The sequence below is a fragment of the Pseudomonas sp. E102 genome (genome assembly GCF_052660185.1).
Window position 1 is genome coordinate 15,033 of record NZ_CP084025.1, and the last position, 22,044, is coordinate 37,076.

The 22,044-nt window shown below is 62.7% G+C and carries 21 protein-coding genes; 11 read left to right on the forward strand and 10 right to left on the reverse strand.

Annotated features, from left to right (window positions below; genetic code table 11):
• Positions 1 to 22: 22 nt before the first annotated feature.
• A complete protein-coding gene (locus DOCECA_RS00080; RefSeq protein WP_039594083.1) occupies positions 23 to 502 on the reverse strand; it encodes an Lrp/AsnC family transcriptional regulator in 480 nt (159 codons plus the stop codon).
• A gap of 413 nt (positions 503 to 915) precedes the next feature.
• On the opposite strand from DOCECA_RS00080, the gene DOCECA_RS00085 reads away from it, so the two are divergent.
• Positions 916 to 1,920 (forward strand): DUF6515 family protein, encoded by a 1,005-nt coding sequence (locus DOCECA_RS00085; RefSeq protein WP_434649948.1) that lies wholly within the window; start codon positions 916 to 918, stop codon positions 1,918 to 1,920.
• 178 nt (positions 1,921 to 2,098) lie between these two features.
• Here the strand turns inward: DOCECA_RS00085 and DOCECA_RS00090 are convergent, their stop codons facing one another.
• Together DOCECA_RS00090 and DOCECA_RS00095 are read right to left on the reverse strand one after the other, a co-directional pair.
• Positions 2,099 to 2,992, reverse strand: coding sequence for a cation diffusion facilitator family transporter (locus DOCECA_RS00090; protein WP_445571283.1), 894 nt, complete (start codon positions 2,990 to 2,992; stop codon positions 2,099 to 2,101).
• A gap of 27 nt (positions 2,993 to 3,019) precedes the next feature.
• Positions 3,020 to 3,439 carry a polyribonucleotide nucleotidyltransferase gene (locus DOCECA_RS00095; protein WP_420767309.1) on the reverse strand — a complete coding sequence of 140 codons (420 nt, stop codon included), beginning with the start codon at positions 3,437 to 3,439 and terminating at the stop codon, positions 3,020 to 3,022.
• A 96-nt stretch (positions 3,440 to 3,535) separates the two neighbouring features.
• Between DOCECA_RS00095 and hrpB the strand changes: the two genes are divergently transcribed.
• The gene (gene hrpB / locus DOCECA_RS00100; protein ID WP_445571284.1) at positions 3,536 to 6,052 is read left to right on the forward strand and encodes an ATP-dependent helicase HrpB; all 2,517 of its coding nucleotides are present in this window, start codon (positions 3,536 to 3,538) and stop codon (positions 6,050 to 6,052) included.
• Between the two features lie 130 nt (positions 6,053 to 6,182).
• Here the strand turns inward: hrpB and DOCECA_RS00105 are convergent, their stop codons facing one another.
• A complete protein-coding gene (locus DOCECA_RS00105; RefSeq protein WP_445571285.1) occupies positions 6,183 to 7,262 on the reverse strand; it encodes an endonuclease/exonuclease/phosphatase family protein in 1,080 nt (359 codons plus the stop codon).
• A complete protein-coding gene (locus DOCECA_RS00110; RefSeq protein ID WP_445571286.1) occupies positions 7,259 to 7,918 on the reverse strand; it encodes a hypothetical protein in 660 nt (219 codons plus the stop codon). Before DOCECA_RS00110 ends, DOCECA_RS00105 begins: the two co-directional genes overlap by 4 nt.
• 177 nt (positions 7,919 to 8,095) lie before the next feature.
• Between DOCECA_RS00110 and DOCECA_RS00115 the strand changes: the two genes are divergently transcribed.
• The 5 genes from DOCECA_RS00115 to DOCECA_RS00135 all read left to right on the forward strand — a co-directional run bounded on the left by DOCECA_RS00115 (position 8,096) and on the right by DOCECA_RS00135 (position 12,548).
• On the forward strand, positions 8,096 to 8,851 hold the full coding sequence (locus DOCECA_RS00115; protein WP_445571287.1) for a DUF2076 domain-containing protein: 756 nt from the start codon (positions 8,096 to 8,098) through the stop codon (positions 8,849 to 8,851).
• Between the two features lie 128 nt (positions 8,852 to 8,979).
• Positions 8,980 to 9,459, forward strand: coding sequence for a LabA-like NYN domain-containing protein (locus DOCECA_RS00120; RefSeq protein WP_030140338.1), 480 nt, complete (start codon positions 8,980 to 8,982; stop codon positions 9,457 to 9,459).
• 21 nt (positions 9,460 to 9,480) lie between these two features.
• The gene (locus DOCECA_RS00125; protein ID WP_445571288.1) at positions 9,481 to 10,092 is read left to right on the forward strand and encodes a 3'-5' exonuclease; all 612 of its coding nucleotides are present in this window, start codon (positions 9,481 to 9,483) and stop codon (positions 10,090 to 10,092) included.
• Between the two features lie 157 nt (positions 10,093 to 10,249).
• Positions 10,250 to 11,152 carry a drug/metabolite exporter YedA gene (gene yedA, locus DOCECA_RS00130; protein WP_420767303.1) on the forward strand — a complete coding sequence of 301 codons (903 nt, stop codon included), beginning with the start codon at positions 10,250 to 10,252 and terminating at the stop codon, positions 11,150 to 11,152.
• Positions 11,153 to 11,210: 58 nt separating this feature from the next.
• A complete protein-coding gene (locus tag DOCECA_RS00135) occupies positions 11,211 to 12,548 on the forward strand; it encodes a DEAD/DEAH box helicase (protein WP_434701235.1) in 1,338 nt (445 codons plus the stop codon).
• Between the two features lie 134 nt (positions 12,549 to 12,682).
• On the opposite strand, the gene DOCECA_RS00140 is transcribed toward DOCECA_RS00135, so the two are convergent.
• Together DOCECA_RS00140 and DOCECA_RS00145 are read right to left on the reverse strand one after the other, a co-directional pair.
• Positions 12,683 to 13,924, reverse strand: coding sequence for a TIGR03862 family flavoprotein (locus DOCECA_RS00140; protein ID WP_445571289.1), 1,242 nt, complete (start codon positions 13,922 to 13,924; stop codon positions 12,683 to 12,685).
• A 280-nt stretch (positions 13,925 to 14,204) separates the two neighbouring features.
• Positions 14,205 to 15,125, reverse strand: coding sequence for a histone deacetylase family protein (locus DOCECA_RS00145; protein ID WP_434649957.1), 921 nt, complete (start codon positions 15,123 to 15,125; stop codon positions 14,205 to 14,207).
• Between the two features lie 73 nt (positions 15,126 to 15,198).
• Between DOCECA_RS00145 and DOCECA_RS00150 the strand changes: the two genes are divergently transcribed.
• The 3 genes from DOCECA_RS00150 to DOCECA_RS00160 all read left to right on the forward strand — a co-directional run bounded on the left by DOCECA_RS00150 (position 15,199) and on the right by DOCECA_RS00160 (position 17,331).
• Positions 15,199 to 15,768 carry a GNAT family N-acetyltransferase gene (locus DOCECA_RS00150; RefSeq protein WP_434609436.1) on the forward strand — a complete coding sequence of 190 codons (570 nt, stop codon included), beginning with the start codon at positions 15,199 to 15,201 and terminating at the stop codon, positions 15,766 to 15,768.
• A 103-nt stretch (positions 15,769 to 15,871) separates the two neighbouring features.
• A complete protein-coding gene (gene tesB, locus DOCECA_RS00155) occupies positions 15,872 to 16,741 on the forward strand; it encodes an acyl-CoA thioesterase II (protein ID WP_181289449.1) in 870 nt (289 codons plus the stop codon).
• Positions 16,738 to 17,331, forward strand: a complete 594-nt coding sequence (locus DOCECA_RS00160) for an HAD family hydrolase (RefSeq protein WP_420767297.1) — start codon at positions 16,738 to 16,740, stop codon at positions 17,329 to 17,331. The genes tesB and DOCECA_RS00160 overlap by 4 nt, the downstream gene beginning before the upstream one ends.
• A 144-nt stretch (positions 17,332 to 17,475) precedes the next feature.
• Here the strand turns inward: DOCECA_RS00160 and DOCECA_RS00165 are convergent, their stop codons facing one another.
• Together DOCECA_RS00165 and ypfJ are read right to left on the reverse strand one after the other, a co-directional pair.
• Positions 17,476 to 18,423, reverse strand: coding sequence for an alpha/beta hydrolase (locus DOCECA_RS00165; RefSeq protein WP_445571290.1), 948 nt, complete (start codon positions 18,421 to 18,423; stop codon positions 17,476 to 17,478).
• Complete coding sequence (gene ypfJ, locus DOCECA_RS00170) at positions 18,424 to 19,311, reverse strand: KPN_02809 family neutral zinc metallopeptidase (RefSeq protein ID WP_420767295.1); 888 nt, start codon at positions 19,309 to 19,311, stop codon at positions 18,424 to 18,426. It abuts the gene before it with no gap.
• A gap of 252 nt (positions 19,312 to 19,563) precedes the next feature.
• Here ypfJ and DOCECA_RS00175 point away from each other — a divergent pair, with 252 nt between their 5' ends.
• Positions 19,564 to 20,442, forward strand: a complete 879-nt coding sequence (locus tag DOCECA_RS00175) for a DMT family transporter (protein ID WP_249873253.1) — start codon at positions 19,564 to 19,566, stop codon at positions 20,440 to 20,442.
• A 148-nt stretch (positions 20,443 to 20,590) separates the two neighbouring features.
• On the opposite strand, the gene DOCECA_RS00180 is transcribed toward DOCECA_RS00175, so the two are convergent.
• Positions 20,591 to 21,928: an MFS transporter gene (locus tag DOCECA_RS00180; RefSeq protein ID WP_434609446.1), complete on the reverse strand. Its 1,338-nt coding sequence runs from the start codon at positions 21,926 to 21,928 to the stop codon at positions 20,591 to 20,593.
• Positions 21,929 to 22,044 lie beyond the last annotated feature (116 nt).

Sequence of the window (22,044 nt, forward strand, 5' to 3'; positions counted from 1 at the left end):
AGCTCCCTCGCCACAAAAGCGGTCAGCTGCGCAGATGTGTCAACGGCAGTTCGGTGCTGTTGAGCACCTGGTTCAACACGAAACTCGACCGCACGCTGGTGACCCCTTCGATTCGGGTCAGATGCCCCAACAGCAATTTCTGATAGTGGTCCATGTCCGGCACCACCACCTTGAGCTGGTAGTCTGCATCGATGCCGGTGACCAGGCTGCATTCCTGTACTTGCGGCAGGTTGCGGATCGCGGCTTCGAAGGTCTCGAAGCGATCGGGGGTGTGGCGATCCATGCCGATGAGCACGTAGGCGGTGAGGCTCAGGCCCAGCATCTTGCGATCGAGCAGGGCAACCTGGCGGGTGATATAGCCGTCGTCTTCCAACTGCTTGACCCGCCGCGAGCACGGTGAGGGCGAGAGGCCGATGCGTTCGGCCAGTTCCTGGTTGGAGATACGTGCGTCGCGCTGCAATTCCGCCAGAATACTCAGGTCGTAACGGTCAAGTTTGCTCATCGAGCGGGCCTTTATTCGGTTAATTGCGTTGGATTATCCATCCTGAGGTAAAAATTGCGCAAGTGGAGTTTATTCGAGCAATCTTCGCAATCGCCTGCCGACGCCTCGGGCCTATGCTTATCACCAAGATCACTGCTCGGACAAACAGTCCAGTGCAGCCCGCCCAATCCGGCCGGCTGCGGTCGCAGTACCCACCGGTACTGGCAGACCCCCGAGCTGCACACTGTCCAGAAGACGGCGTGAGGTGAGCCGACGTCAAAAGCGTCGAGCACGGACTAGATTCTCAAGGGGAGGCCGACGGGCCTCCCTTTTTTATGCCTGCGAAATAAACCCCGCGGCTGATAACCTATCGCCGAACCGGCCTGGGCTTTTCCAGTCTTACGTCCAGGCCCCGAACCGTTGTGAGGAATTTCATGAAGTCGCGCATCTGGCGTTTGGCAGGTGTTGGTCTGTTGTGGGCAAGTGTCAGTGCGCAGGGGGTGGCCGACGATCAGCAAAACCGTGGCGGCCCGGACGGTGACCGCGGGCAGGACGGACGAGGCGGCAACGGCCAGGGTTATTCAGGGCAACCCAGGCAGCAAAGCAACGAGATCATCCGGGGCGATAACAGCCGACAGTTCGAGGTCAGGCCGCAAAACCCGGGTGGACAGCAATATGAGCGTCCACCGCAGGACCCCAACAGTCACGGCCGCCCACCGCAACAGCCGGGCAACAACCTGCCGATCCAGGGCCGGCCCGACAGCGTGAACCAGACCCGTGAACCGCAACCGGGCTACTACCGCGACATCCCGCGCCGCAACGATGGCTACCCCAATGGCGGGCCTCGTCCCGGTCATGAGGGGCGTCCCGAGCAGCACTGGCCCGGCCGGCCTGACGGCCATGGCAACGGCTGGGGGCCGGGGCCGCAATATCGCCCGGGTTATGTGATCGATCGCTTCCCGGATCGCAATTATCGTGTGCCTTATCGCGGCCACGATTATTTCTACTCCGGTGGCTACTGGTATCGCCCTCAAGGGCCGCGTTATGTCGTGGTCCAGCCGCCACGGGGCATTCGCACCCGTTATCTGCCCGATTATGCCCGCGAGGTCTGGATCGGCAGTTCGCTGTTCTTCCTCGCCGCCGGCGCCTATTACATCTACGAAGCCAATACCCAGGACTACGTCGTGGTCGACGCGCCGGTCGCCAACCCGCAGCCGCAACCGCAGGGCAACAGTTTTGATGTGGTGGCTTATCCGGCCAACGGCCAGTCCCGGGAACAGGTCAACCAGGACGGCTACGATTGCTATCGCTGGGCGGTGCAGCAGAGTGGGTTCGACCCGCGCAACTACACCTACCCGCCGGCGCCGGAGGTGGTGCAGACCTATCGCCAGGCGCAGGGCAATTGCCTGAGCAGCCGTGGGTATCAGGTGACGTACTGAGGCGTGGCAAAGATCGTGCGGACGCTGCTTTTTGTGGCGAGGGGATTTATCCCCGCTGGGGTGCGAAGCGGCCCTGAACCACCGCCTCGGTGTGCCAGGCAGATTGAGTTGGCTGCTTTGGGACTGCTTCGCAGTCCAACGGGGATAAATCCCCTCGCCACAAGTTTGTGTGCACGAGCTAGGCGCTGGCGCGCTTCACCACTTCCGACGGATCGGCATGCACCAGCACTTCGGCCTTCGGATAAGCACGCTGGATCGCATCGGCGGCCTGGTCGCTGATGCCGTGGGCCACTGACAGGGTCAGTTCCCCCGGCAGTTCCAGGTGCAGTTGCACGAACCAATGGTTGCCGGAGACCCGCGTGCGCAGGTCATGGGCGCCGATCACGCCGGGCACCGCGCAGGCCAGCTCGAGCATGCGTTGGCTGACGTCGGGCGGCAACTCCTCATCCATCAGCACCGCGAAGCTTTCCCGGGCGATCTGGATCGCGCTCCACAGGATGTATACCGCGATCCCCAGGCCGAACCATGCGTCGAGCTGATACCAACCGAACCCGGCCAGGACCAGCGCCACCAGGATGCTGCCATTGAGCAACAAATCCGAACGGTAATGCAGCGAGTCGGCGCGCACGGCATTGGAGCCGGTGGCGCGGATGACCCGATGCTGCAGCGCCAGCAGGGCCAAGGTCAGCAACAGGGAAAACACGATCACGCCGACGCTGAGCCAGGGCGCGTCCACGGGCACCGGGTCCTTCAGCCGCTCGAAAGCCTGCAACGCGATCAATACCGCGCTGCCGCCGATAAACAGCGCCTGGGCCATGCCGGCCAAGGATTCGGCCTTGCCATGCCCGTAGCGGTGATCTTCATCGGCGGGGCGCAGCGCGTAATGCACCGCCAGCAGATTGAGCAGCGAGGTGACGCCGTCCAACGCCGAGTCGGTCAGGCCGGCGAGCATGCTGACCGAGCCGCTGAGCCACCAGCCCAGCGCCTTGGCGACGATCAGCACGAGTGCCACGGCCACCGATGCCCGGGTGGCCATGCGCAGCAGGCGAGCGTGTTCGATGCGGGTGGTCATGGCGCGGTCTTCCTTGGGCTGCGCCTCTTATGCGGCGGGTTTGAGACCGAACGCGGCCAGTTGCTGGACGTTGCCCTTGTGCTGGATAAGACGTGGATCATCCAGCGGGAAACTGCGGCCCAGCTCGCTTTCCAGGATCGCTTGCAGCTTGTGGTTATTGACCGTGCCGTCGGGGTTGATGGCCGGCTTGAGTTTCTCTGGCTCGATCTGGACGCTGCGGCCCGGCTCGAAATAGATCGCGCCGGTGGCGAAGTCCACGGCGAAGGCGATCAGGCCGGGGATGATGTAGAACAGCAGGCCAACGGCATCGAGCGCGGCGATGGCCGGGTCGATCTTGCCTTCGATCTGGCCGCGACGGTCCGGGTAGAAGATCGAGCCGCACGCGCTGATCTGGGTCAGCAGGGTGGCGACCAGGACGCCGCCGATCACGCGAAAGGGAATACGCATAGCAATCTCCTGAGCAGGGTATGGGCGTTGCTGGTTGGAGTCCAGACCACGCCAAACAGTTCGCCGTTATACTCGGCCCTCTGTTTTGGAGCCAGCATGATTTCTTTGCCGATTGATGAAGTTTTACCCGCGCTGCGCCAAGCCCTGGCCTCGCGCCACGAAGCGGTGCTCGAAGCGCCCCCCGGCGCCGGTAAAACCACCCGTGTTCCCTTGGCCCTGCTGAACGAGCCTTGGCTGGCCGGGCAGACCATCCTCATGCTCGAACCCCGGCGCCTGGCGGCACGGGCGGCGGCCGAGCGCCTGGCCAGTGAGCTAGGGGAAAAGGTCGGTGAAACCGTGGGCTACCGGATTCGCCTCGACAGCAAGGTGGGCCCCAACACGCGCATTGAAGTGGTCACCGAAGGCATTCTCACCCGCCGCCTGCAGGACGATCCGGCGCTGGAAGGCGTGGGGCTGCTGATTTTCGACGAATTCCACGAGCGCAGTCTCGACGCCGACCTCGCCCTTGCTTTGAGCCTCAATGGCCGGGAGCTGTTTCGCGAAGACCAGCCACTGAAAATTCTGCTGATGTCCGCGACTCTGGAAGGCGAGCGCCTGGCGGAATTGCTGGACGACGCGCCGATCCTGCGCAGCGAAGGACGGGTGTTCCCGGTGACGGTGCGTTGGGGTCGGCCGTTCCAACCTGGGGAATTCATCGAGCCGCGACTGGTGCAGACCGTGCTCGAAGCGCTGCACGACGAAACCGGCAGCGTGCTGGTGTTCTTGCCCGGGCAAGCCGAAATCCGCCGGGTTCATCATCAATTGGCCGACGCCCTTGGCGACGGCGGCAACGTGTTGCTGTGCCCGTTGCACGGTGAACTGGACCTGACGGCCCAGCGCGCCGCCATCGATCCAGCACCGCCCGGGCTGCGCAAAGTCGTGCTGGCGACCAACATCGCCGAGACCAGCCTGACCATCAATGGCGTGCGGGTGGTGGTGGATGCCGGGCTCGCCCGCGTCCCGCGTTTCGATCCGGGCAGCGGCATGACCCGCCTGGACACCCAGCGCATCTCCCGCGCCAGCGCGACCCAGCGGGCCGGCCGTGCCGGACGCCTGGAGCCGGGGGTGTGCTATCGGCTGTGGTCCGAAGACCAGCACGAACAACTGGCCGCTTATGGCAGCGCCGAAATTCTTTCGGCGGACCTGGCCGGGCTGGCCCTGCAATTGGGGCGCTGGGGCGTTACGCCGCAGCAATTGGTGTGGCTCGACGTCCCGCCGACTGCCGCGTATGCCCAGGGCCAAGACCTGTTGCAACGTCTCGGCGCACTCGATGGCGGCCAACTGACCCGCCACGGCCAGGCCATGGCCGAACTGCCGGCTCATCCGCGAATCGCCCACTTGCTGTTGCGCGGCCAGGGGCTGGGGCTGGCGGACATGGCCTGCAACGTCGCCGCGTTGTTGGGCGAGCGCGACATTCTTCGCGGCGCCGGCGCGGACCTGCATAGTCGCCTGGCCTTGCTCTCCGGCGAGGAACGGGCGGCACGCGGCGCCCAGGGTGGCGTGCAGCGGGCGCGGCAATTGGCCCGGCAATATCGCGGTTACTTGCGGGGCAAGGCTGGGGAAGCCGTGGCCGATCCCGATCATCCACGTTGGCTCGGCGCGCTGCTGGCGCTGGCTTACCCGGATCGCGTCGCCCAACAGCGCCGGCCCGGCGGCGCGGAGTATCGCCTGGCCAACGGTCGTGCGGCGCTGTTTGCCGAGGCCGACAGCCTGATGAAGCAACCCTGGCTGGTCATTGCCGATTTGGGCAGCCGCCAAGGCCAGCGCGAAGAGCGGATTTATCTGGCGACGGATTTCGACCCGACGCTGTTCGACTCGGTGCTGGCCGAGCAGGTGCATACGGTCGACCAGCTGGACTGGGATGAGCGCGAAGGCGTACTGCGCGCCGAGCGCCAGCGCAAGGTCGGCGAGTTGGTGCTCAGTCGCGAGCCGTTGACCGGGCTGGAGGAAACGGCCCGCAGCCAGGCGCTGGTCAACCTGGTGCGGCGCAAGGGCCTGGAATTGCTGCCATGGACGCCGGAGTTGCGGCAATGGCAGGCGCGGGTGGCGCTGTTGCGTCGCCTCGATGTGGAGAGCAAGGGCCAGAGCGAATGGCCGGACGTCAGCGACGCAGCGTTGCTGGGCAGCCTCGAAGACTGGTTGATGCCGTACCTGGGACGGGTGTCGCGTCTCAGTCATTTCGCCAGCCTGGATCTGTCGAGCATCGTCCATAACCTGTTGCCCTGGCCTTTGCCGCAACGCTTGGACGAACAGGCGCCGCACCATTTGAGCGTGCCCTCGGGCTCGTCGATCCGCCTGGACTACAGCGAACACCCGCCGATCCTCGCGGTGCGCTTGCAGGAACTCTTCGGCCTGTCCGACACCCCGCGCATTGCTGGGGGGCGGCAGGTGGTCAAGTTGCACCTGCTGTCGCCGGCTCGTCGGCCCGTGCAGGTGACCCAGGACCTGGCGAACTTCTGGCGCAGCACCTACGCCGAGGTAAAGAAGGACCTCAAGGGACGGTATCCCAAGCATTACTGGCCGGACGACCCGTTGGTGGCTGAAGCGACGGCGCGGGTCAAGCCGCGCAAGTGACCTGGTCCCACCGCAGGCCCACTGTGGGAGCGAGCTTGCTCGCGATGGCGGCGAATCAGCTGCATCAGTATTGGCAGACACACCGCGATCGCGAGCAAGCTCGCTCCCACAGTGGGCAAGGCGAGTCTGACTAAGGCATCGCCGGCAACAAAAACCGCGCAATCACCGGCAAATGATCGGAAATGCGCAACGTGTCGTCCTGTCGGACCTGGGCTTCGACCCGTTTGAGGCGTGGGCTGTAGAACAGGTAGTCGACGGTGCGGTCTGGGCCGTTGAGGCCGGGGTCGTTGGGGTAGTGGGTCAGCCAGTGCGTGCGGTCGATACCGCTGGCCTCGTTGTTGGTGGGGATCATCGGGTATTTGTCCCACAGCAAATGTAGCTCGCTGTCCGCGGAGTAGGGCGAGCGCTGTTCGATCGACAGGCGCCGGTATTGGCCCAGGGGCAACAGGTTGAAATCGCCCCCGATCAGCCAGGGCGTGCCAGCGGACTCGAGCTTGTCGAGGGACTTGGAAATGGCTTCGACCTGCCTGCGCGCCGTGTCGTGCGGCTGCGTGGCTCGCTCCAGGTGCGTATTGAGCACCGCCAGTTGACCGCCGCCGTTAAGGGCCAGGTAACTCACGAGCAAGGCGTTTTTCGGCTGGAACTGACGGCTGATGAAGTTCCCATCGGCCACCGGCAATTGCACCCGCTCGGCATGGTCGATGCGGTAGCGGCTCAGCGTCGCCAGCTGTCGGCCGACGCTGCCGAAGATGCGCGGATCGGGAATGAAGTCGGCTTTCCAATCGAAGGCGCTGGTGCCGCACGGGTAGAGGTCGGCCAGGCGTTCCTGCAACAGCTTGAGCTGGTCCTGGTACTCGCTGGCCTTGGCGCCGTTGTCCAGTTCCTGGAGCAACACCACGTCTGGTTGCTCGTCGCGAATGACCCGAGCCACTTCGTCCAGACTGAAGGCCATGTCTTCGGGAGTCGGGCTTTCATCGTTGCCCTGGGCCAGGTCGTGCCAGAACACATAGCGCTTGCCGGCCAGGAACTGGACGTTCCAGGTCATGACTTTCAAGGCCTGGCCGGGCATCAGCGGCGCGGCGTTGGCGGCGCAGCTGACGGGCAGCGTTTCCCGGGCCTGTGGACGCCAGGTCAGGCCATAAACCGAAAAGGCGCCGATTCCGACAATCAACAGCAGGCCCAGCAGGGCGTATCGCAGCAGGCGGGTCATGGCTCAGGTTTTTCTGCAATCAACATGAACATTCGGAACAGCACCACCGTAGTGAACAATTGCAGGAAGCTGTGGATGCTGTCGATCAGCAAACTGACCAAGGGGTTTTGCGGCGGCGGATACACCGAGACGCTGGCGCCCTTGAGCAGCCACAGCGGGATCATCACCGCCAGGATACACAGCAGGATCCGCCAGAAATGACCGCGGCTCATGCGCAGGCTTTCCTTCATCGCGGCCAGTGGTGCCAAGCCTTTGAGTACAATCAGATACTCACCGAAGGCGAGGACAACCATCAGCCAAAGCCCTGGCAGGAAATACAACGAGATGCCAATCAGGATCAGCAGCGTATTGAGGGCGGTCAGCAAGGCAAAGCGTGGCCATTGCAGGAGCGAGGCCGCGAGCAGGTCGCGAGGGCGGGGGGCTTCGCCACGACTGCGGGCGTCAAGAAACAGAATCAACGCCGCGGTGTACAGCGGGTATACCAACAGCCCGACGATCACGCTGTAACCGGAAAAGCCCTCGGCCCCGACGGCGCTGTCCACCCCTTGTTGCAGCACGGCTTCAAGTATCACCAGCGGCAGGCACAACTGGGCGATCCGGCCCAGATGGCGCTTGAAAAAATACAAGGAGTCACGCAGTACTTCTAACGGATTCATGGGTCGGTATCGCAGTTCAGAAAAGCGGTCCGACACTTTACCCATCAGGTGCCCGGGGAAACAAACGTAAACATCAGGTAAGACCATTGAAAGCGTCCCGGTGGCCCCCATTACTGACCGGCGCCGGTCTTTTGCGGACCGGCCTGGTTTTTTATTCGGCAATCTGATGAGGTCGCCATGAACAGCGAAGAACAAACCCTGATCGATGGACTGTTTTCACGGTTGCAACAGGCCGAAAAGGATTCAGCCCCGCGCGACGCCCAGGCTGAGGCGCGGATCAAGGAGCATTTGGCCAAGCAGCCTGCGGCGGGCTATTTCATGGCCCAGGCGATCCTGGTGCAAGAGGCGGCGATCAAGCGACTGGACGAGCAGAACAAGCAACTCGCCCAGCAGGTCGAGCAATTGCAAGCCGAGTTGCAGCAGGCGCGCAACCAGGCATCGGCGCCAAGCGGTGGCGGTGGCTTTCTTTCAAGCATCTTCGGCGGCAGCAACCGAGATTCACGCCCCGCAAGCGCGCCGACACCCAGCGGTGGCGGCTGGCGCGAACCGGCACGGCCATCTTTTAATGCGCCGACACAGCAAGGCTTCGGCGCAGCGCCCGGCAACTATGGCGCGCCACAACAGCAGGCCCCGGCGGCCAGTAGCTTTCTGGGCGGTGCGCTGAAAACCGCAGCGGGCGTGGCCGGTGGCGTGATGCTGGCCCAAGGCATCAGCAGCCTTTTCCATAGCAATCAGCCTCAGGAAATCGTCGAGATTCTCAAGGAAGAACCGGCCCAACCCGTCAACGACACGGTTGATAACAGTGGCAACGGTTGGGGCGATGACTCGCGCACGGCCGACAACAGTACCTACGACAACGACCCGGGCGGTTTCAGCGACGCGGACTACAGCGACGATTCGTCCTTCTTCGGCGACGACGACTCCTTCGTCTGACCTGCCATTCGTCCGAGGCGCCCAGCCGCCTCGGGCCGATTATTCGCGGAACATTCCTTGAGGCTGGCATACTGGGCGACTTTTCGGGCCTGGTGGCCTGCGCGCGTGTGCACTCATGAGGAAACGCGGTGAAAAAAATCGCAGTGTTCGCCGATGTCCAGAACCTCTATTACACCGTGCGCCAAGCCTACGGCTGCCATTTCAACTATGCGGCGTTGTGGGCTGATGTCAGCAAACAGGGTCAGATCGTCGAGGCCTATGCCTATGCGATCGATCGCGGCGACAGCAAGCAACAACAATTCCAGCAGATCCTGCGCAACCTGGGTTTCACCGTGAAGCTCAAGCCCTATATCCAGCGCAGCGACGGCTCGGCCAAGGGCGACTGGGACGTGGGCATCACGCTGGACATCATGGACGCCGCCGATCACGTCGATGAGGTGGTGCTGGCCTCCGGCGACGGCGATTTCGACATGCTGCTCGAACGCATCATCAGCAAGCATGGCGTGCAGGCGGTGGCCTACGGTGTACCAGGGCTGACCGCCAACTCGCTGATCCGCGCCGCCAGCCGCTACGTGCCCATTGAAGGCGCGCTGCTGCTCAAGAACTGATCTTCAAGGAGCCCCACAGGTTTGGAACGCATCGCAGTCATCGACTTTGAAACCACCGGCATCACCCCGAGCAGCAGCTGCCGGGCCACCGAAATCGCCGTGGTGATCCTTGAACGGGGCCGGATCGTCGACCGTTATCAGAGCCTGATGAACGCGGGCGTTCACGTCCCGGCCTTCATTGAACAGCTCACCGGCATCAGCAACGCCATGTTGCGCAGCGCACCCCCGGCGGAAAAAGTGATGAACGAGGTCAACGAATTCGTCGGCATCACGCCGCTGCTGGCCCACAACGCCGCGTTCGACCAGAAGTTCTGGGATTTCGAATTGGGACGCATCAAGCGCACCCGCTTGCAGAACTTTGCCTGCTCGCTGTTGCTGGCCCGGCGCTTGATGCCAGCGGCGCCGAACCACAAGCTTGGCACCCTCAACACTTTCGCCGGCTTGCCCCACACCGGCCAGGCTCACCGCGCCATGGCCGACGCCGAAATGGCCGCCAACCTCACCGCGCACCTGGCCTCGGAACTGCGAGAAAAGCATGGGCTGCGGGCGTTGTCCCATGACTTGCTGTGCAGCTTGCAAAAAGTGCCGGCGGCGAAGATCAACGAACACCTCAAACGCCATCGCGGGTTCTGAATACACCGCGAAACCTTCCCACAGGGTGGGTTGTGTTGATCTGAGATCTGTCGTGTCTTGAAAAGTGTATGGCTCGGATAAACAGATTTTGTAGCTTAATTTCTGTCGATCGCCTTTCTAGAATGACAGGTTTCATCGTCCTGACTTCGAGCTGAACATGCCTGGCCCACGCCGTTTCCCCTTGCCTCTGATCGCTGCTTTTTTTGCCTTGTACGTTATCTGGGGTTCGACCTACCTGGTGATTCGCATTGGCGTCGAGCATTGGCCGCCGTTGCTGCTGGCCGGGATTCGCTTCGTGATCGCCGGATCGCTGATGTACGGCTTCCTGCGCTGGCGCGGGGCGCCGGCACCGACCTGGGCGCAATGGAAGGCCGGGGCGCTCATTGGCGTGCTGTTGCTGACGTTCGGCAATGGTGCGGTGAGCATCGCCGAGCACATGGGCGTGGCGTCGGGGGTGGCGGCGTTGGCCGTGGCGACGGTGCCTTTGTTTACCTTGCTCTGTGGATATTTCTGGGGCGCGCGTAATACCCGTCTCGAATGGGCCGGTATTGTGTTGGGATTGATCGGCATCGCCATGCTCAACCTGGGCTCCAACCTGCAATCGAGCCCGTTGGGGGCGGCCTTGCTGGTGTTCGCGGCGGCTTCCTGGGCCTTCGGTTCGGTACTGAGCAAACATCTGCCGTTGCCGGCGGGAGCGATGGCCAGCGCCGTGGAGATGCTGGTGGCCGGCGTGGTGCTATTGATCGGCAGCTTTGCCAGCGGCGAACGTCTGGACCACATGCCGCCGCTGGAAGGCTGGTTCGCGCTGGTCTACCTGATCGGTTTCGGTTCGATCATTGCCTTCAACGCCTACATGTATCTGCTCAAGCATGTGCGCCCGGCCGCGGCCACCAGCTATGCCTACGTCAACCCGGCGGTGGCGGTGTTGCTGGGGATCGTCTTCGCCGGTGAAACCATTGGTATCGAGGAAGCCTTGGCGATGCTGGTAATCATCAGCGCCGTGGTGCTGATCGGTTTGCCCCAGTGGCGCAAGCCCAAGCCCGCACCGGCCGAATCCTGATTTAGGGTAAACTGCCGCGCATTGCACACCCTGCGCTGATTTTTCCTACGGTACCTCCATGACTTTCGCCACCCTTGGCCTGATCGAACCCCTGCTGCGCGCCCTCGAGACGCTCGGCTACCAGACTCCGACCCCGGTCCAGGCCCAAGCCATGCCGGCCGTGCTCGCCGGGCGCGACCTGATGGCCGCGGCCCAGACCGGCACCGGCAAGACCGCCGGTTTCGCCGTGCCGCTGTTGCAGTTGCTGACCACCGAAGGGCCGAAAGTCGCCGCCAACTCGGTGCGTGCGCTGATTTTGGTGCCGACCCGCGAGCTGGCCGAGCAGGTCCACGAAAGCGTGCGCCAATATGCGCAGCACTTGCCTTTGAGCACCTACGCCGTATATGGCGGTGTCAGCATCAACCCGCAGATGATGAAGTTGCGCAAAGGTGTCGACTTGCTGGTGGCCACGCCGGGCCGCTTGCTCGATCTGTTCCGCCAGAACGCGCTGAAGTTCAACCAATTGCAAACGCTGGTGCTGGACGAAGCCGACCGCATGCTCGACCTGGGTTTCTCCGAAGAGCTGGCGAACATCTACAAGGCATTGCCGAAGAAGCGCCAGACGCTGCTGTTCTCGGCGACCTTCTCCGATGCGATCCGCCTGTTGGCCGGGCAGATGCTCAACGACCCGCTGAGCATCGAAGTGAGCCCGCGCAACGTGGCTGCCAATACCGTCAAGCAATGGGTGGTGACGGTGGACAAGAAGCGCAAGCCGGAACTGTTCATTCACCTGATGCGCAAGCACAAGTGGAAGCAGGTGCTGGTGTTCGCCAAGACCCGCAACGGCGTCGATGCGCTGGTGGAAAAACTCCAGGGCCTCGGTGTGAATGCCGACGGCATCCACGGTGACAAACCCCAGGCGACCCGCCAGCGCGCGCTGGATCGCTTCAAGGCCAGCGAAGTGCAGATACTGGTAGCCACCGACGTCGCCGCCCGTGGCTTGGACATTGAGGACTTGCCGTTGGTGGTGAACTTTGACCTGCCAATCGTGGCCGAGGACTACATCCACCGCATCGGCCGTACGGGCCGGGCAGGTGCTACGGGCCAGGCGATTTCCCTGGTCTGCGCCGATGAAGTGAACCTGCTGTCGGCCATCGAGACCCTGACCCGTCAGACATTGCCGCGCCAGATGGAACAGGATTTCGAGCCTGAACACCGCGTGCCGGAGACCGATTCCAGCGGCCAGGTCATCAAAAAACCGAAGAAGCCGAAGAAACCAAAGACCTCCGGTGGCGGCGGCAAGCGCAATCTGGGCAAGTGGGTGGACAGTGGCGACGCTGCGCCTGTGGAACCTTCGGTCAAGCCTGTGCGCAAAGTGCCGGTCTTCAACACTGGGCCGCGTAAGCGTAAGCCTTGATATTGCTGCGCCTGATATACCGCTATCGCGAGCAAGCTCGCTCCCACAGTGGTGCTCAGGTGTTCACAGATCCTGTATGCACCACAGATCTTCTGTGGGAGCGAGCTTGCTCGCGATGGCCGGCGCCCAGGTTTTCAATCCAGGCGCTGTAACCACTCCAGCATCCCCGACCCCGCCGCCCGGCCACTGGCAAAGCACGCCGTGAGCAAATAGCCGCCGGTCGGCGCTTCCCAGTCGAGCATTTCCCCCGCGCAGAAAACGCCGGGTAATTGCTTGAGCATCAGCCGTTCGTCCAGCGCTTCGAAGGTCACGCCGCCGGCGCTGCTGATGGCTTCGTCCAGTGGACGGGTTTTCACCAGCGTGACCGGCAAGGCCTTGATCGCTTTCGCCAGCCGCGTCATGTCGGCGAAGCAATCGGCGGACGTCAGCTCGCGCAACAGCGCTGCCTTGACCCCGTCGAGCCCCAATTGACTGTGCAAGTGCTTGGCCATCGAGCGTGACCCGCGTGGTTTGTTCAAGGCCTGGAGGATTTTATCCACAGGCCGGCCTGGCAACAGGTCCAGATGAATGGTCGCGCTGCCGTGCTGGTTGATGGCCTCGCGAATCGCTGCCGACAGGGCATAGATCAAGCTGCCTTCGAGGCCGGTGGCGGTGATTACGCATTCGCCCAGGCGTGGCACATCGTCGTCGAGGCCGATGGCGATGTTCTTGAGCGGGGCACCGGCGAACTTGCCGATCATGAAGTCGCTCCAGGCGGCCACGTCGAATCCGCAATTGCTCGGTTGCAAGGGTGCCAACGCCACGCCGCGCTGTTCCAGCGACAGCATCCAGGCGCCATCGGAACCCAGGCGCGACCAACTGCCGCCGCCCAGCGCCAACAGCGTTGCGTCGGGGAACAAGGTTTTTTCACCGTCCGGGCTGGCGATGCGCAAGCCGCCGTCGGGGCTCCAGCCATGCCAGCGGTGGCGGGTGTGGATCACCACCCCGGCGTCCCGCAGGCGCTTGAGCCAGGCGCGCAGCAGTGGGGCGGCTTTCATGTCGGTCGGAAAGACGCGCCCCGAGCTGCCCACAAACGTGTCGATGCCCAGGCCCTGTATCCATTGGCACAACTCATCCGCGCCGAATGCCCGCAGCAGCGGGGCGATATTTGGCGAGCGTTCGCCGTAGCGGGACAGGAACGCCGGGAACGCTTCGGAGTGGGTGATGTTCATGCCGCCCACGCCCGCCAATAGAAATTTCCTGCCCACCGACGGCATGCTGTCGTACAGGTCGACCTGGACACCGGCCTGGCTCAACACCTCGGCTGCCATCAAGCCGGCGGGGCCGCCGCCGATGATGGCGATGTGTGGGGAGGAGGGCTGGGTGGTCGAGGTCATGGTGTGAACTGCGGAAACGAGGAATAGCGCGGCATTCTATCAGTACAAACTCCTGTGGGAGCGAGCCTGCTCGCGATAGCGGCGGATCAGTAACATCATGTCGACTGACATGCCCCTATCGCGAGCAGGCTCGCTCCCACATTTGCATGGGGTGCCTTCTGAATACGTGTTCAAAAAACAACCACATCTGCGCAAGCTATACGCGCCATAGGCTGTAAGCCGTTTCGCTCAGGTTATCCACAGGCCGCTCCACAGGCATTGTGGGTAAAGCGCCCAGATTTCAGTGACAGCCTGATGACGCCCAGACCTTTTGTGCGCTGTGGTGCAGGATTCCGTGGCGCCGGGCCAGGGCCTTGCGGTCCTTGCTGTAGCCCCCGCCGATGACGCCCACTACCGGAATGTCCCGCCCCAGGCAATGGCGCATGACGCTTTCGTCCCGGGCGGCGAGGCCTGCGTCGGTAAGTTTCAGGTAACCGAGGGCGTCATCCTTGTGTACGTCGACGCCGGCGTCGTACAGCACCAGGTCCGGCTGGTAGAGCGGCAGCAGATAATTGAGCGCATCGTCCACGACTTTAAGGTACGCAGCGTCTTCCATGCCCATCGGCAGTGGAATGTCCCAGTCACTCTGCGCCTTGCGTGCGGGAAAATTCTTTTCACAGTGCAGGGAAACTGTCACGGCGTCTGGAGTGTCATGGAGTATTCGAGCCGTACCGTCACCCTGGTGCACGTCGCAGTCGAAAATCAACACTCGCGAAACCCGGCCGCTGGCCAGGAAGTAGCGGCTGATCACGGCCAGGTCATTGAAAATGCAAAAGCCGGCCGGGTGGTCGTAGTGGGCGTGATGGGTGCCGCCGGCCAGATGACAGGCCAGTCCGTGTTCAAGCGCCTTTTCGGCGGCCAGGAGCGAGCCACCCACGGCGCGCACCGTTCGCCGCGCCAGGGCTTCGCTCCAGGGCAGGCCAAGTCGCCGTTGGTCTTCGCGGGACAACTCGCCGCCCATGTAGCGTTCGATATAAGCGCGATCATGGGCCAGGGCGAGAATCTCCGGCGGGCACAGGGCGGGACGCAGCAGGTCTGTGTCCCGGGCCAGGCCGCTCTCCACCAGGTGATCGCGCAGCAGGCGGAACTTGTCCATGGGGAAGCGGTGTTCCGCTGGGAACTCGGGGCTGTAGTCTTCGTGGTAGATCAACGGTAGCGGCATGGTGTTTTCAGTGGTGGTTGAGCCACGGATCCTACCAGCGATGTAGACTCTGGGGCATGGAAAGGGAGTGAAGATGGAGCCGATACTGGAACTGGAAAGCGCACGGTTGATACTGCGGCAATGGCGCGACGATGATTTGCCCACGTTCGCGGCCATGTCTGCCGATGCGCAAGTGATGCGTTATTTTCCGGCACCCTTGAGTCGCCTGGAAAGCGCTGCGTTGATCGGCCGCGTGCGCGGGCATTTTGCAGAGCATGGTTTTGGTTTGTGGGCGTTGGAGCGCAAGGATACTGGCGCTTTCATTGGCTTTACCGGGCTGGGCGTGGTCGGATTCGACGCGCATTTTACCCCGGCGGTGGAAATCGGCTGGCGCCTGGCCCGCGAGCATTGGGGGTTCGGCTATGCCAGCGAAGCGGCGTGGACGGCGTTGCGTTGCGCCTTCGACCGCCTGGGGCTGGACGAGGTGGTGGCGTTTACCGCCACCGACAACCTGCCGTCGCAGAAGGTCATGCAGGCCATCGGCATGCACCACGACCCGGCCGATGACTTCGAACATCCAAAGCTCGCGGTCGGTCATCCATTGCGTCACCATGTGCTCTATCGCATTGACCGGGAGCAGTGGTTGCAGACTCTGCACGGTTAGCCGACACGGACGTTACAATGCCCACCAAAATGGCCCGGGCCACTATCGATCCGCCGCCGCAGCGTAGACTGCGCGGTTTTTGCGCTGTGTGAGGAAAGTCTGAATGAGCCACGTGTTGGAAGATCTGGTCGACCTGCTGACCCTGGAACCGATCGAAGAGAACCTGTTTCGCGGTCGTAGCCAGGACCTGGGGTTTCGCCAGTTGTTCGGCGGCCAGGTATTGGGCCAGTCGTTGTCGGCGGCCAGCCAGACCGTGGAAGAGGCGCGCCACGTGCATTCGATGCATGGTTATTTTCTGCGTCCGGGCGATGCGGCCCTGCCGGTGGTCTATCAGGTAGACCGCGTACGGGACGGCGGCAGTTTCAGTACCCGGCGGGTCACGGCGATTCAAAAGGGCAATCCGATCTTCACCTGCAGCGCATCGTTCCAATATGACGAGCAGGGTTTCGAGCACCAGAGCACCATGCCGCAAGTCGTCGGGCCGGAGAACCTGCCGTCCGAGCTGGAGCTGACCCAGCAGCGCGCCCATCTGCTGCCCGAGCACATGCGCGAAAAACTGCTTTGCCCCAAGCCGATCGAGGTGCGTCCGGTCACCGAAAAAGACCCTTACAACCCGCAACCGGCCGATCCGGTCAAATACGTGTGGTTCCGTGCCGATGGCGCCTTGGCGGACATCCCGGCCCTGCACAAATACCTGCTGGCCTACGCGTCGGATTTCGGCCTGTTGACCACCTCGCTGCTGCCCCACGGCAAGTCGGTGTGGCACAAGGATATGCAGGTCGCCAGTCTTGACCACGCGTTGTGGTTCCATGCCGACCTGCGCGCCGATGACTGGTTACTCTATGCCATGGACAGCCCGTGGGCCGGAAATTCCCGTGGATTCTCCCGAGGCAGCGTGTTCAACCGCGCCGGGCAGTTGGTGGCATCGGTGACCCAGGAAGGCCTCATCCGCCATCGCAAGGACTGGGCATGAGCCTGTCCGATGTGCGCCATTGGGTGTTCGACATGGATGGCACGCTGACCATTGCCGTGCATGATTTCGCCGCGATCCGCGTCGCCCTGGCGATTCCGGCCGAAGACGACATCCTTACGCACCTGGCGGCATTGCCCGCGGAAGAAGCCGCCGCCAAGCACGCCTGGTTGCTGGAGCACGAGCGGGACCTGGCGCTGGGCTCCAAGCCCGCGCCGGGGGCGGTCGAATTGGTGCGTGAGCTGGCCGGGCGTGGGTACCGCCTGGGCATCCTGACCCGCAATGCCCGCGAGCTGGCGCATATCACCCTCGAAGCCATCGGCCTGGCTGACTGTTTTGCGGTGCAAGACGTGCTGGGCCGCGACGAGGCACCGCCCAAACCGCACCCCGGTGGCCTGTTGAAACTGGCCGAGGCGTGGGAAGTGGCGCCCGGCTCGATGGTGATGGTGGGGGATTACCGCTTTGACCTGGACTGCGGCCGTGCAGCGGGGGCGCGGACGGTGTTGGTGAACCTGCCGGACAATCCCTGGCCTGAATTGACGGACTGGCATGCGCGGGATTGCGAGGAGTTGCGGCGGATGTTGTCGGCTTGAGAGGTCGGTTGGCTGATTGATCGTCATCGCGAGCAAGCTCGCTCCCACAAGGAGATTTCCGTCGAGCGCAAGATTTGTGTCTGCACCAGGCCCACTGTGGGAGCGAGCTTGCTCGCGATGAGGCCCGATACGCCGCCACAAGACTTACTGCCCAAACAATACTTGTAGCCCCTCCGGCGAGTTGAACATCCCATCCCCATCATGCCCAACCCCTGGCACTTCGATCAGCCGCTGGTTGAGTCCTTGCGGATGGCGCCGCGTCAGGTAGTCGAAAAAGAAATGCCCGCGCAGTAAGCGATACGCCCCTTGGGTCTGAGCCTCGCAGCCTTTGTCCAGCGCCGGATGCTCCGGGTCGATGTCCCGTTGTCCCAGCAAATAAGTGATGTCGCGCTTGATGTATTGATCTTCGAGCTGCGTGGCGGTTTGTCCGGACGCATAGGCGGGCAGGTACTCCAAGCCATATTTCCAGCGATTGAAAGCCGGGCAACTAGCCGGGTCGAACGCCATGGGCCGTTGCGCGTCAAGATAGGCATACGACGATGGATTGGCGATGACGAACCGAGGTGCGATGCGATACGTGCCGTGGGCGAGCAGGGCGTAGCGCTGCACCACCTGGGCGCCACCGGAATGGCCGGCGATGACGATTTCCTTCACTTCTGGAAACTGCTGTCGGTCGCTGACCCGCGCCACGATGTCGTCCAGCACTTGAAATGAACTGACCGGATTCGGTCCGATGGACAAGCCGCCCGCCATCCAGTCGTTGCCTTGCCAGCGCAGAAGGTCGGCGGGCAACTGATGACGTGCCGCATCCAGTTCGTTGAGAAACTGCGGGGCGATGATCAACGTCGTGGTCGATTGACCGGCCTGCGCGGCGGCCTTTTCACCGCTGTGAAGGTAAGTGTCGGCATTGCGCAGCCGACCGTGAAGGATGATCAACACCCGCTCGATCGAAGCCGGCGGCGGGCTCACGGCAACGGCCATGATCCCGCCCTTGAGCAGCAGGCGCCCCTGGGCGACCGCCTGGACGCCGTGTTCCTCGGCCTGGGCAACGGCGCAACAGAGCACCAGCCCGATCAACGCCGCCCACTTCATCTACAGGTTTTTCGCTGCGAAGGTGTCGCACTGGCTGACCTGGCCCTGGGCGAAACCGGTCTTGAACCAGCGCACCCGCTGGGCCGAAGTGCCGTGGGTGAAGGAGTCCGGCACAACGCGGCCCTGGCCTTGCTGCTGGAGGCGGTCGTCGCCGATGGCATTGGCGGCGGTCAAAGCTTCCTCGATGTCCCCTGGCTCAAGCCAGTTGAGGCGTTTCTGCGCGTGATTGGCCCAGACGCCGGCCAGGCAATCGGCCTGCAATTCCTGGCGCACCAGCAAACCGCCGTCGCCTTCCATTTGCCGGCCTTGCTGGCGCGCCTCCTGGATTTTCGCCGACACGCCGAGCAGGGTCTGCACGTGGTGGCCGACCTCGTGGGCGATGACGTAGGCTTGGGCGAAGTCCCCGGCGGCGGAGAAACGCTGGGACATTTCATGGAAGAAGCTCATGTCCAGGTAGACCTGTCGGTCTGCCGGGCAATAGAACGGTCCGGTGGCCGAGGATGCCAGGCCGCATGCAGAATTGACCCGACCGCTGAACAACACCAGCTTCGGTTGCTGGTACTGGCGCCCGGCCTGCTGGAAGACCTGGCCCCATGTGTCCTCGGTATCACCCAAAATCGAGCGCACGAATTCCGCCTGCTCATCGTTGGCCGGTGGCGCCTGGCGGGATTGCGAAGAGGTGGGCGCGGAACCTTGTTCCATCTGCCCGGTGAGTTGTCCGAGAATCTGCATCGGGTCCTGGCCGGTGATCCAGCCGATGCCGACGATGAGGATGATGGCCGTCAGGCTCAGCCCCTTGCCACCGCCGAAACGCATCCCGCCGCCGCCCCCACCGTCACCCCGGGCATCCACCACGTTGTCACTGCGGCGACCTTTTTTCCATAACATGTGGGAAATCCTCTGAATGGCCCTGCGAAGAAATGACTGCCGTGGCGATGAGTCTAGCCTTCAGGCGTTCAAGGCGCGCGTCGCGCTTGAGCAGTCAGGCAACCGCCGGGGATTTTGGTTCATCGGCGAGCCGATCCTGTCCGGCTGTGGATTTTTCATTACACTTGGGATCCAGAACTTATCGGAACCCTCGCTGGCCCAATAACTGCACTGTGCGTCCGGCCTCAATATCAAGCAATGCAGGTTTCCTTCATGACCATCAGCACTCCGCTCTCCGGCGTCAATCAGGCTTTCAAGGGCATCGTGCTTATTCTGGTCGCAACGTTTTTGTTCTCCAGTCACGATGCGTTGTCCAAATATCTCTCGGGTTTCTATCCCATCATCATGGTGGTATGGGCCCGTTACGTGGTGCACACCTTGTTGATGGCGGGTATTTTCCTGCCACGTTCGGGGTTGCGGGTGCTGCGTACCAAGCGCCCGTTGTGGCAGGTTGCCCGGGCTTTATGCCTGTTAGGCACCAGTTTGTTTTTTACCACCTCGCTGATGTTCATCCCATTGGCGGAGGCGACGGCGGTCAACTTCCTCGCCCCCGTGCTGGTCACGGCATTGTCGGTACCGCTGCTGGGCGAGCATGTGACACGTGGTCAGTGGATCGCGGTGATCTTCGGTTTCATCGGGGTGTTGATCATTGTTCACCCCGGTGGCGATTTGTTCACGCCGGCGGTGTTGTTGCCGTTCTGTTCGGCGCTGTTCTTCTGCTTCTATCAACTGCTCACGCGCAAACTCGCCGAGATAGACAGCCCCACCACCAGCAATTTTTTCGCCGGACTGTGCAATACGCTAGTGATGAGCGCCTTGGTGCCGTTCTTCTGGCAGGTGCCGAGCGTGACCCACGGCTTGATGATGTTGGCGCTGGGGGCGTGCGGGATGACCGCGCATTTGATGCTGACCCAGGCTTTCCGCTTCGCCGCCCCGGCGCTGCTTGCGCCGTTCGGGTATTGCCAGATCATCTTTGCCGGGCTGCTGGGCTGGTTGTTTTTCAGCCATACGCCGACGCTGACGACGGTGGTGGGTATTACGCTGATCTGCTTGAGCGGGTTGGCGGCGGCGTGGCAACAGCGGCGCAGATAACGGGCTGCACACACCCCTGAGGGTTGGCGCTGACGTTTGTGGCGAGGGAGCTTGCTGCCGCTGGGCTGCGAAGCGGCCCTCGCTTTTTTGCGATCGCTGCGCAATCGAGCGGGAGCAAGCTCCCTCGCCACGGGGCGTTATAGCCCCATCAATTTTCCAGGGTAGGCACCTTGCGCGGCGCCATGAAGTACATCCAGGCCAGCGCGATGAAGTACATCGCCGGGATCAGGGTGAACAGCACGGTGTAGTTGTTGTTAGTGATGGTGAGGATGTGCCCCACCAACTGAGTCATGAACATCCCGCCGATGGCCGCGCACATGCCGCCGAAGCCGAACACCGTGCTCATCATGTGCTTGGGCGTGTAGTCCATGACCAGGCTCCAGATGTTCGCGGTCCAGGCCTGGTGCGCGCCGATGGCCAGGGAAATCGCAAGTACCGCCACCCACAAACTGCTGGAGCCGGCCGCCATGATCACCCCGACAATGCAGCAAGCGAACAGCAGCATGGACATCAGTCGCGCCTTGATCGGATTGACCCCGCGGCCGATCAGGAATGACGACAGGATCCCCCCGCCGACACTGCCAAAATCGGCGGTCAGGTAAATGATGATCAATGGGATGCCCATCTGGGTCACGTTGATGCCCAGGTTGTATTGCTGGTTCAGGAACGGCGGCAGCCAGTAAAGGTAGAACCAGAACACCGGCGCGGTGATCGAGTAGGCCAGGGCGAATGCCCAGGTGCCGCGCATGCGCAGGATGCGGGAGAACGGAACACTTACCGGGTCCGGTTCTTCCTGGGCCTGGATGTAGTCCAGTTCCGACTGCTTCACGCTCGGGTGGTCTTCGGGGTTGAAGTATTTCAGGCCCCAGAACACCAGCCAGATACCGCCCAGGGCCGCCATGCACAGGAACGCGGCCTGCCAACCCCAGACGTGCAGGATCAGCGGCAGGAGCATTGGGGTGAACATCGCGCCGACGTTGGTCCCGGCATTGAAGATGCCGGTGGCCACGGCGCGTTCGCCCGCCGGGAACCACAACCGCGTGGTTTTCACGCAGGCCGGGTAGTTGGCGGCTTCGGTCAGGCCAAGGATGAAGCGGCAGACCATGAAGCCCACCGCCGAGGTAGCCAAGCCGTGGGCGCCGGTCGCCAGGCTCCAGAGCAGCACGGCGCAGAAGAACACGCGCTTGACGCCGATTTTGTCGATCAACCGCCCTTGCAGCACGAAACCGACCGCGTAACCGACCTGGAACCAGAAATTGATATTGGCGTAGTCCATCGCCGTCCAGCTCATCTCCTTCGCCAGGATCGGCTGCATGACTCCGAGGGCGGCGCGGTCGATGTAGTTCAGGGTCGTGGCGAAAAATACCAGGGCGAGCATGCCCCAACGGGTCTTGCCCACGGCCATCGCGCCACGGATCTTGTCGCCGATGCCACCGCTGGCGACAACCGGGCCGTGGGCCAGGCGGGAACTTTGGGAAGGAATCATAGGGTCACCCGTTCTTGAAATTCTTATGGCGTGGTCTGGGTCTGCATTGAGGCTTGGCAACAATGTGATGTCGATGGTGGGCAGTGGACAAAAAATCGTCAATTCGCTGATCGGGC

Bases quoted from the DNA above. Each gene is read 5' to 3' on its own strand.
- DOCECA_RS00080 (WP_039594083.1), bottom strand. From the start codon at position 502: ATGAGCAAACTTGACCGTTACGACCTGAGTATTCTGGCGGAATTGCAG.
- DOCECA_RS00085 (WP_434649948.1), top strand. From the start codon at position 916: ATGAAGTCGCGCATCTGGCGTTTGGCAGGTGTTGGTCTGTTGTGGGCA.
- DOCECA_RS00090 (WP_445571283.1), bottom strand. From the start codon at position 2,992: ATGACCACCCGCATCGAACACGCTCGCCTGCTGCGCATGGCCACCCGG.
- DOCECA_RS00095 (WP_420767309.1), bottom strand. From the start codon at position 3,439: ATGCGTATTCCCTTTCGCGTGATCGGCGGCGTCCTGGTCGCCACCCTG.
- hrpB (WP_445571284.1), top strand. From the start codon at position 3,536: ATGATTTCTTTGCCGATTGATGAAGTTTTACCCGCGCTGCGCCAAGCC.
- DOCECA_RS00105 (WP_445571285.1), bottom strand. From the start codon at position 7,262: ATGACCCGCCTGCTGCGATACGCCCTGCTGGGCCTGCTGTTGATTGTC.
- DOCECA_RS00110 (WP_445571286.1), bottom strand. From the start codon at position 7,918: ATGAATCCGTTAGAAGTACTGCGTGACTCCTTGTATTTTTTCAAGCGC.
- DOCECA_RS00115 (WP_445571287.1), top strand. From the start codon at position 8,096: ATGAACAGCGAAGAACAAACCCTGATCGATGGACTGTTTTCACGGTTG.
- yedA (WP_420767303.1), top strand. From the start codon at position 10,250: ATGCCTGGCCCACGCCGTTTCCCCTTGCCTCTGATCGCTGCTTTTTTT.
- DOCECA_RS00135 (WP_434701235.1), top strand. From the start codon at position 11,211: ATGACTTTCGCCACCCTTGGCCTGATCGAACCCCTGCTGCGCGCCCTC.
- DOCECA_RS00140 (WP_445571289.1), bottom strand. From the start codon at position 13,924: ATGACCTCGACCACCCAGCCCTCCTCCCCACACATCGCCATCATCGGC.
- DOCECA_RS00145 (WP_434649957.1), bottom strand. From the start codon at position 15,125: ATGCCGCTACCGTTGATCTACCACGAAGACTACAGCCCCGAGTTCCCA.
- DOCECA_RS00150 (WP_434609436.1), top strand. From the start codon at position 15,199: ATGGAGCCGATACTGGAACTGGAAAGCGCACGGTTGATACTGCGGCAA.
- tesB (WP_181289449.1), top strand. From the start codon at position 15,872: ATGAGCCACGTGTTGGAAGATCTGGTCGACCTGCTGACCCTGGAACCG.
- DOCECA_RS00160 (WP_420767297.1), top strand. From the start codon at position 16,738: ATGAGCCTGTCCGATGTGCGCCATTGGGTGTTCGACATGGATGGCACG.
- DOCECA_RS00165 (WP_445571290.1), bottom strand. From the start codon at position 18,423: ATGAAGTGGGCGGCGTTGATCGGGCTGGTGCTCTGTTGCGCCGTTGCC.
- ypfJ (WP_420767295.1), bottom strand. From the start codon at position 19,311: ATGTTATGGAAAAAAGGTCGCCGCAGTGACAACGTGGTGGATGCCCGG.
- DOCECA_RS00175 (WP_249873253.1), top strand. From the start codon at position 19,564: ATGACCATCAGCACTCCGCTCTCCGGCGTCAATCAGGCTTTCAAGGGC.
- DOCECA_RS00180 (WP_434609446.1), bottom strand. From the start codon at position 21,928: ATGATTCCTTCCCAAAGTTCCCGCCTGGCCCACGGCCCGGTTGTCGCC.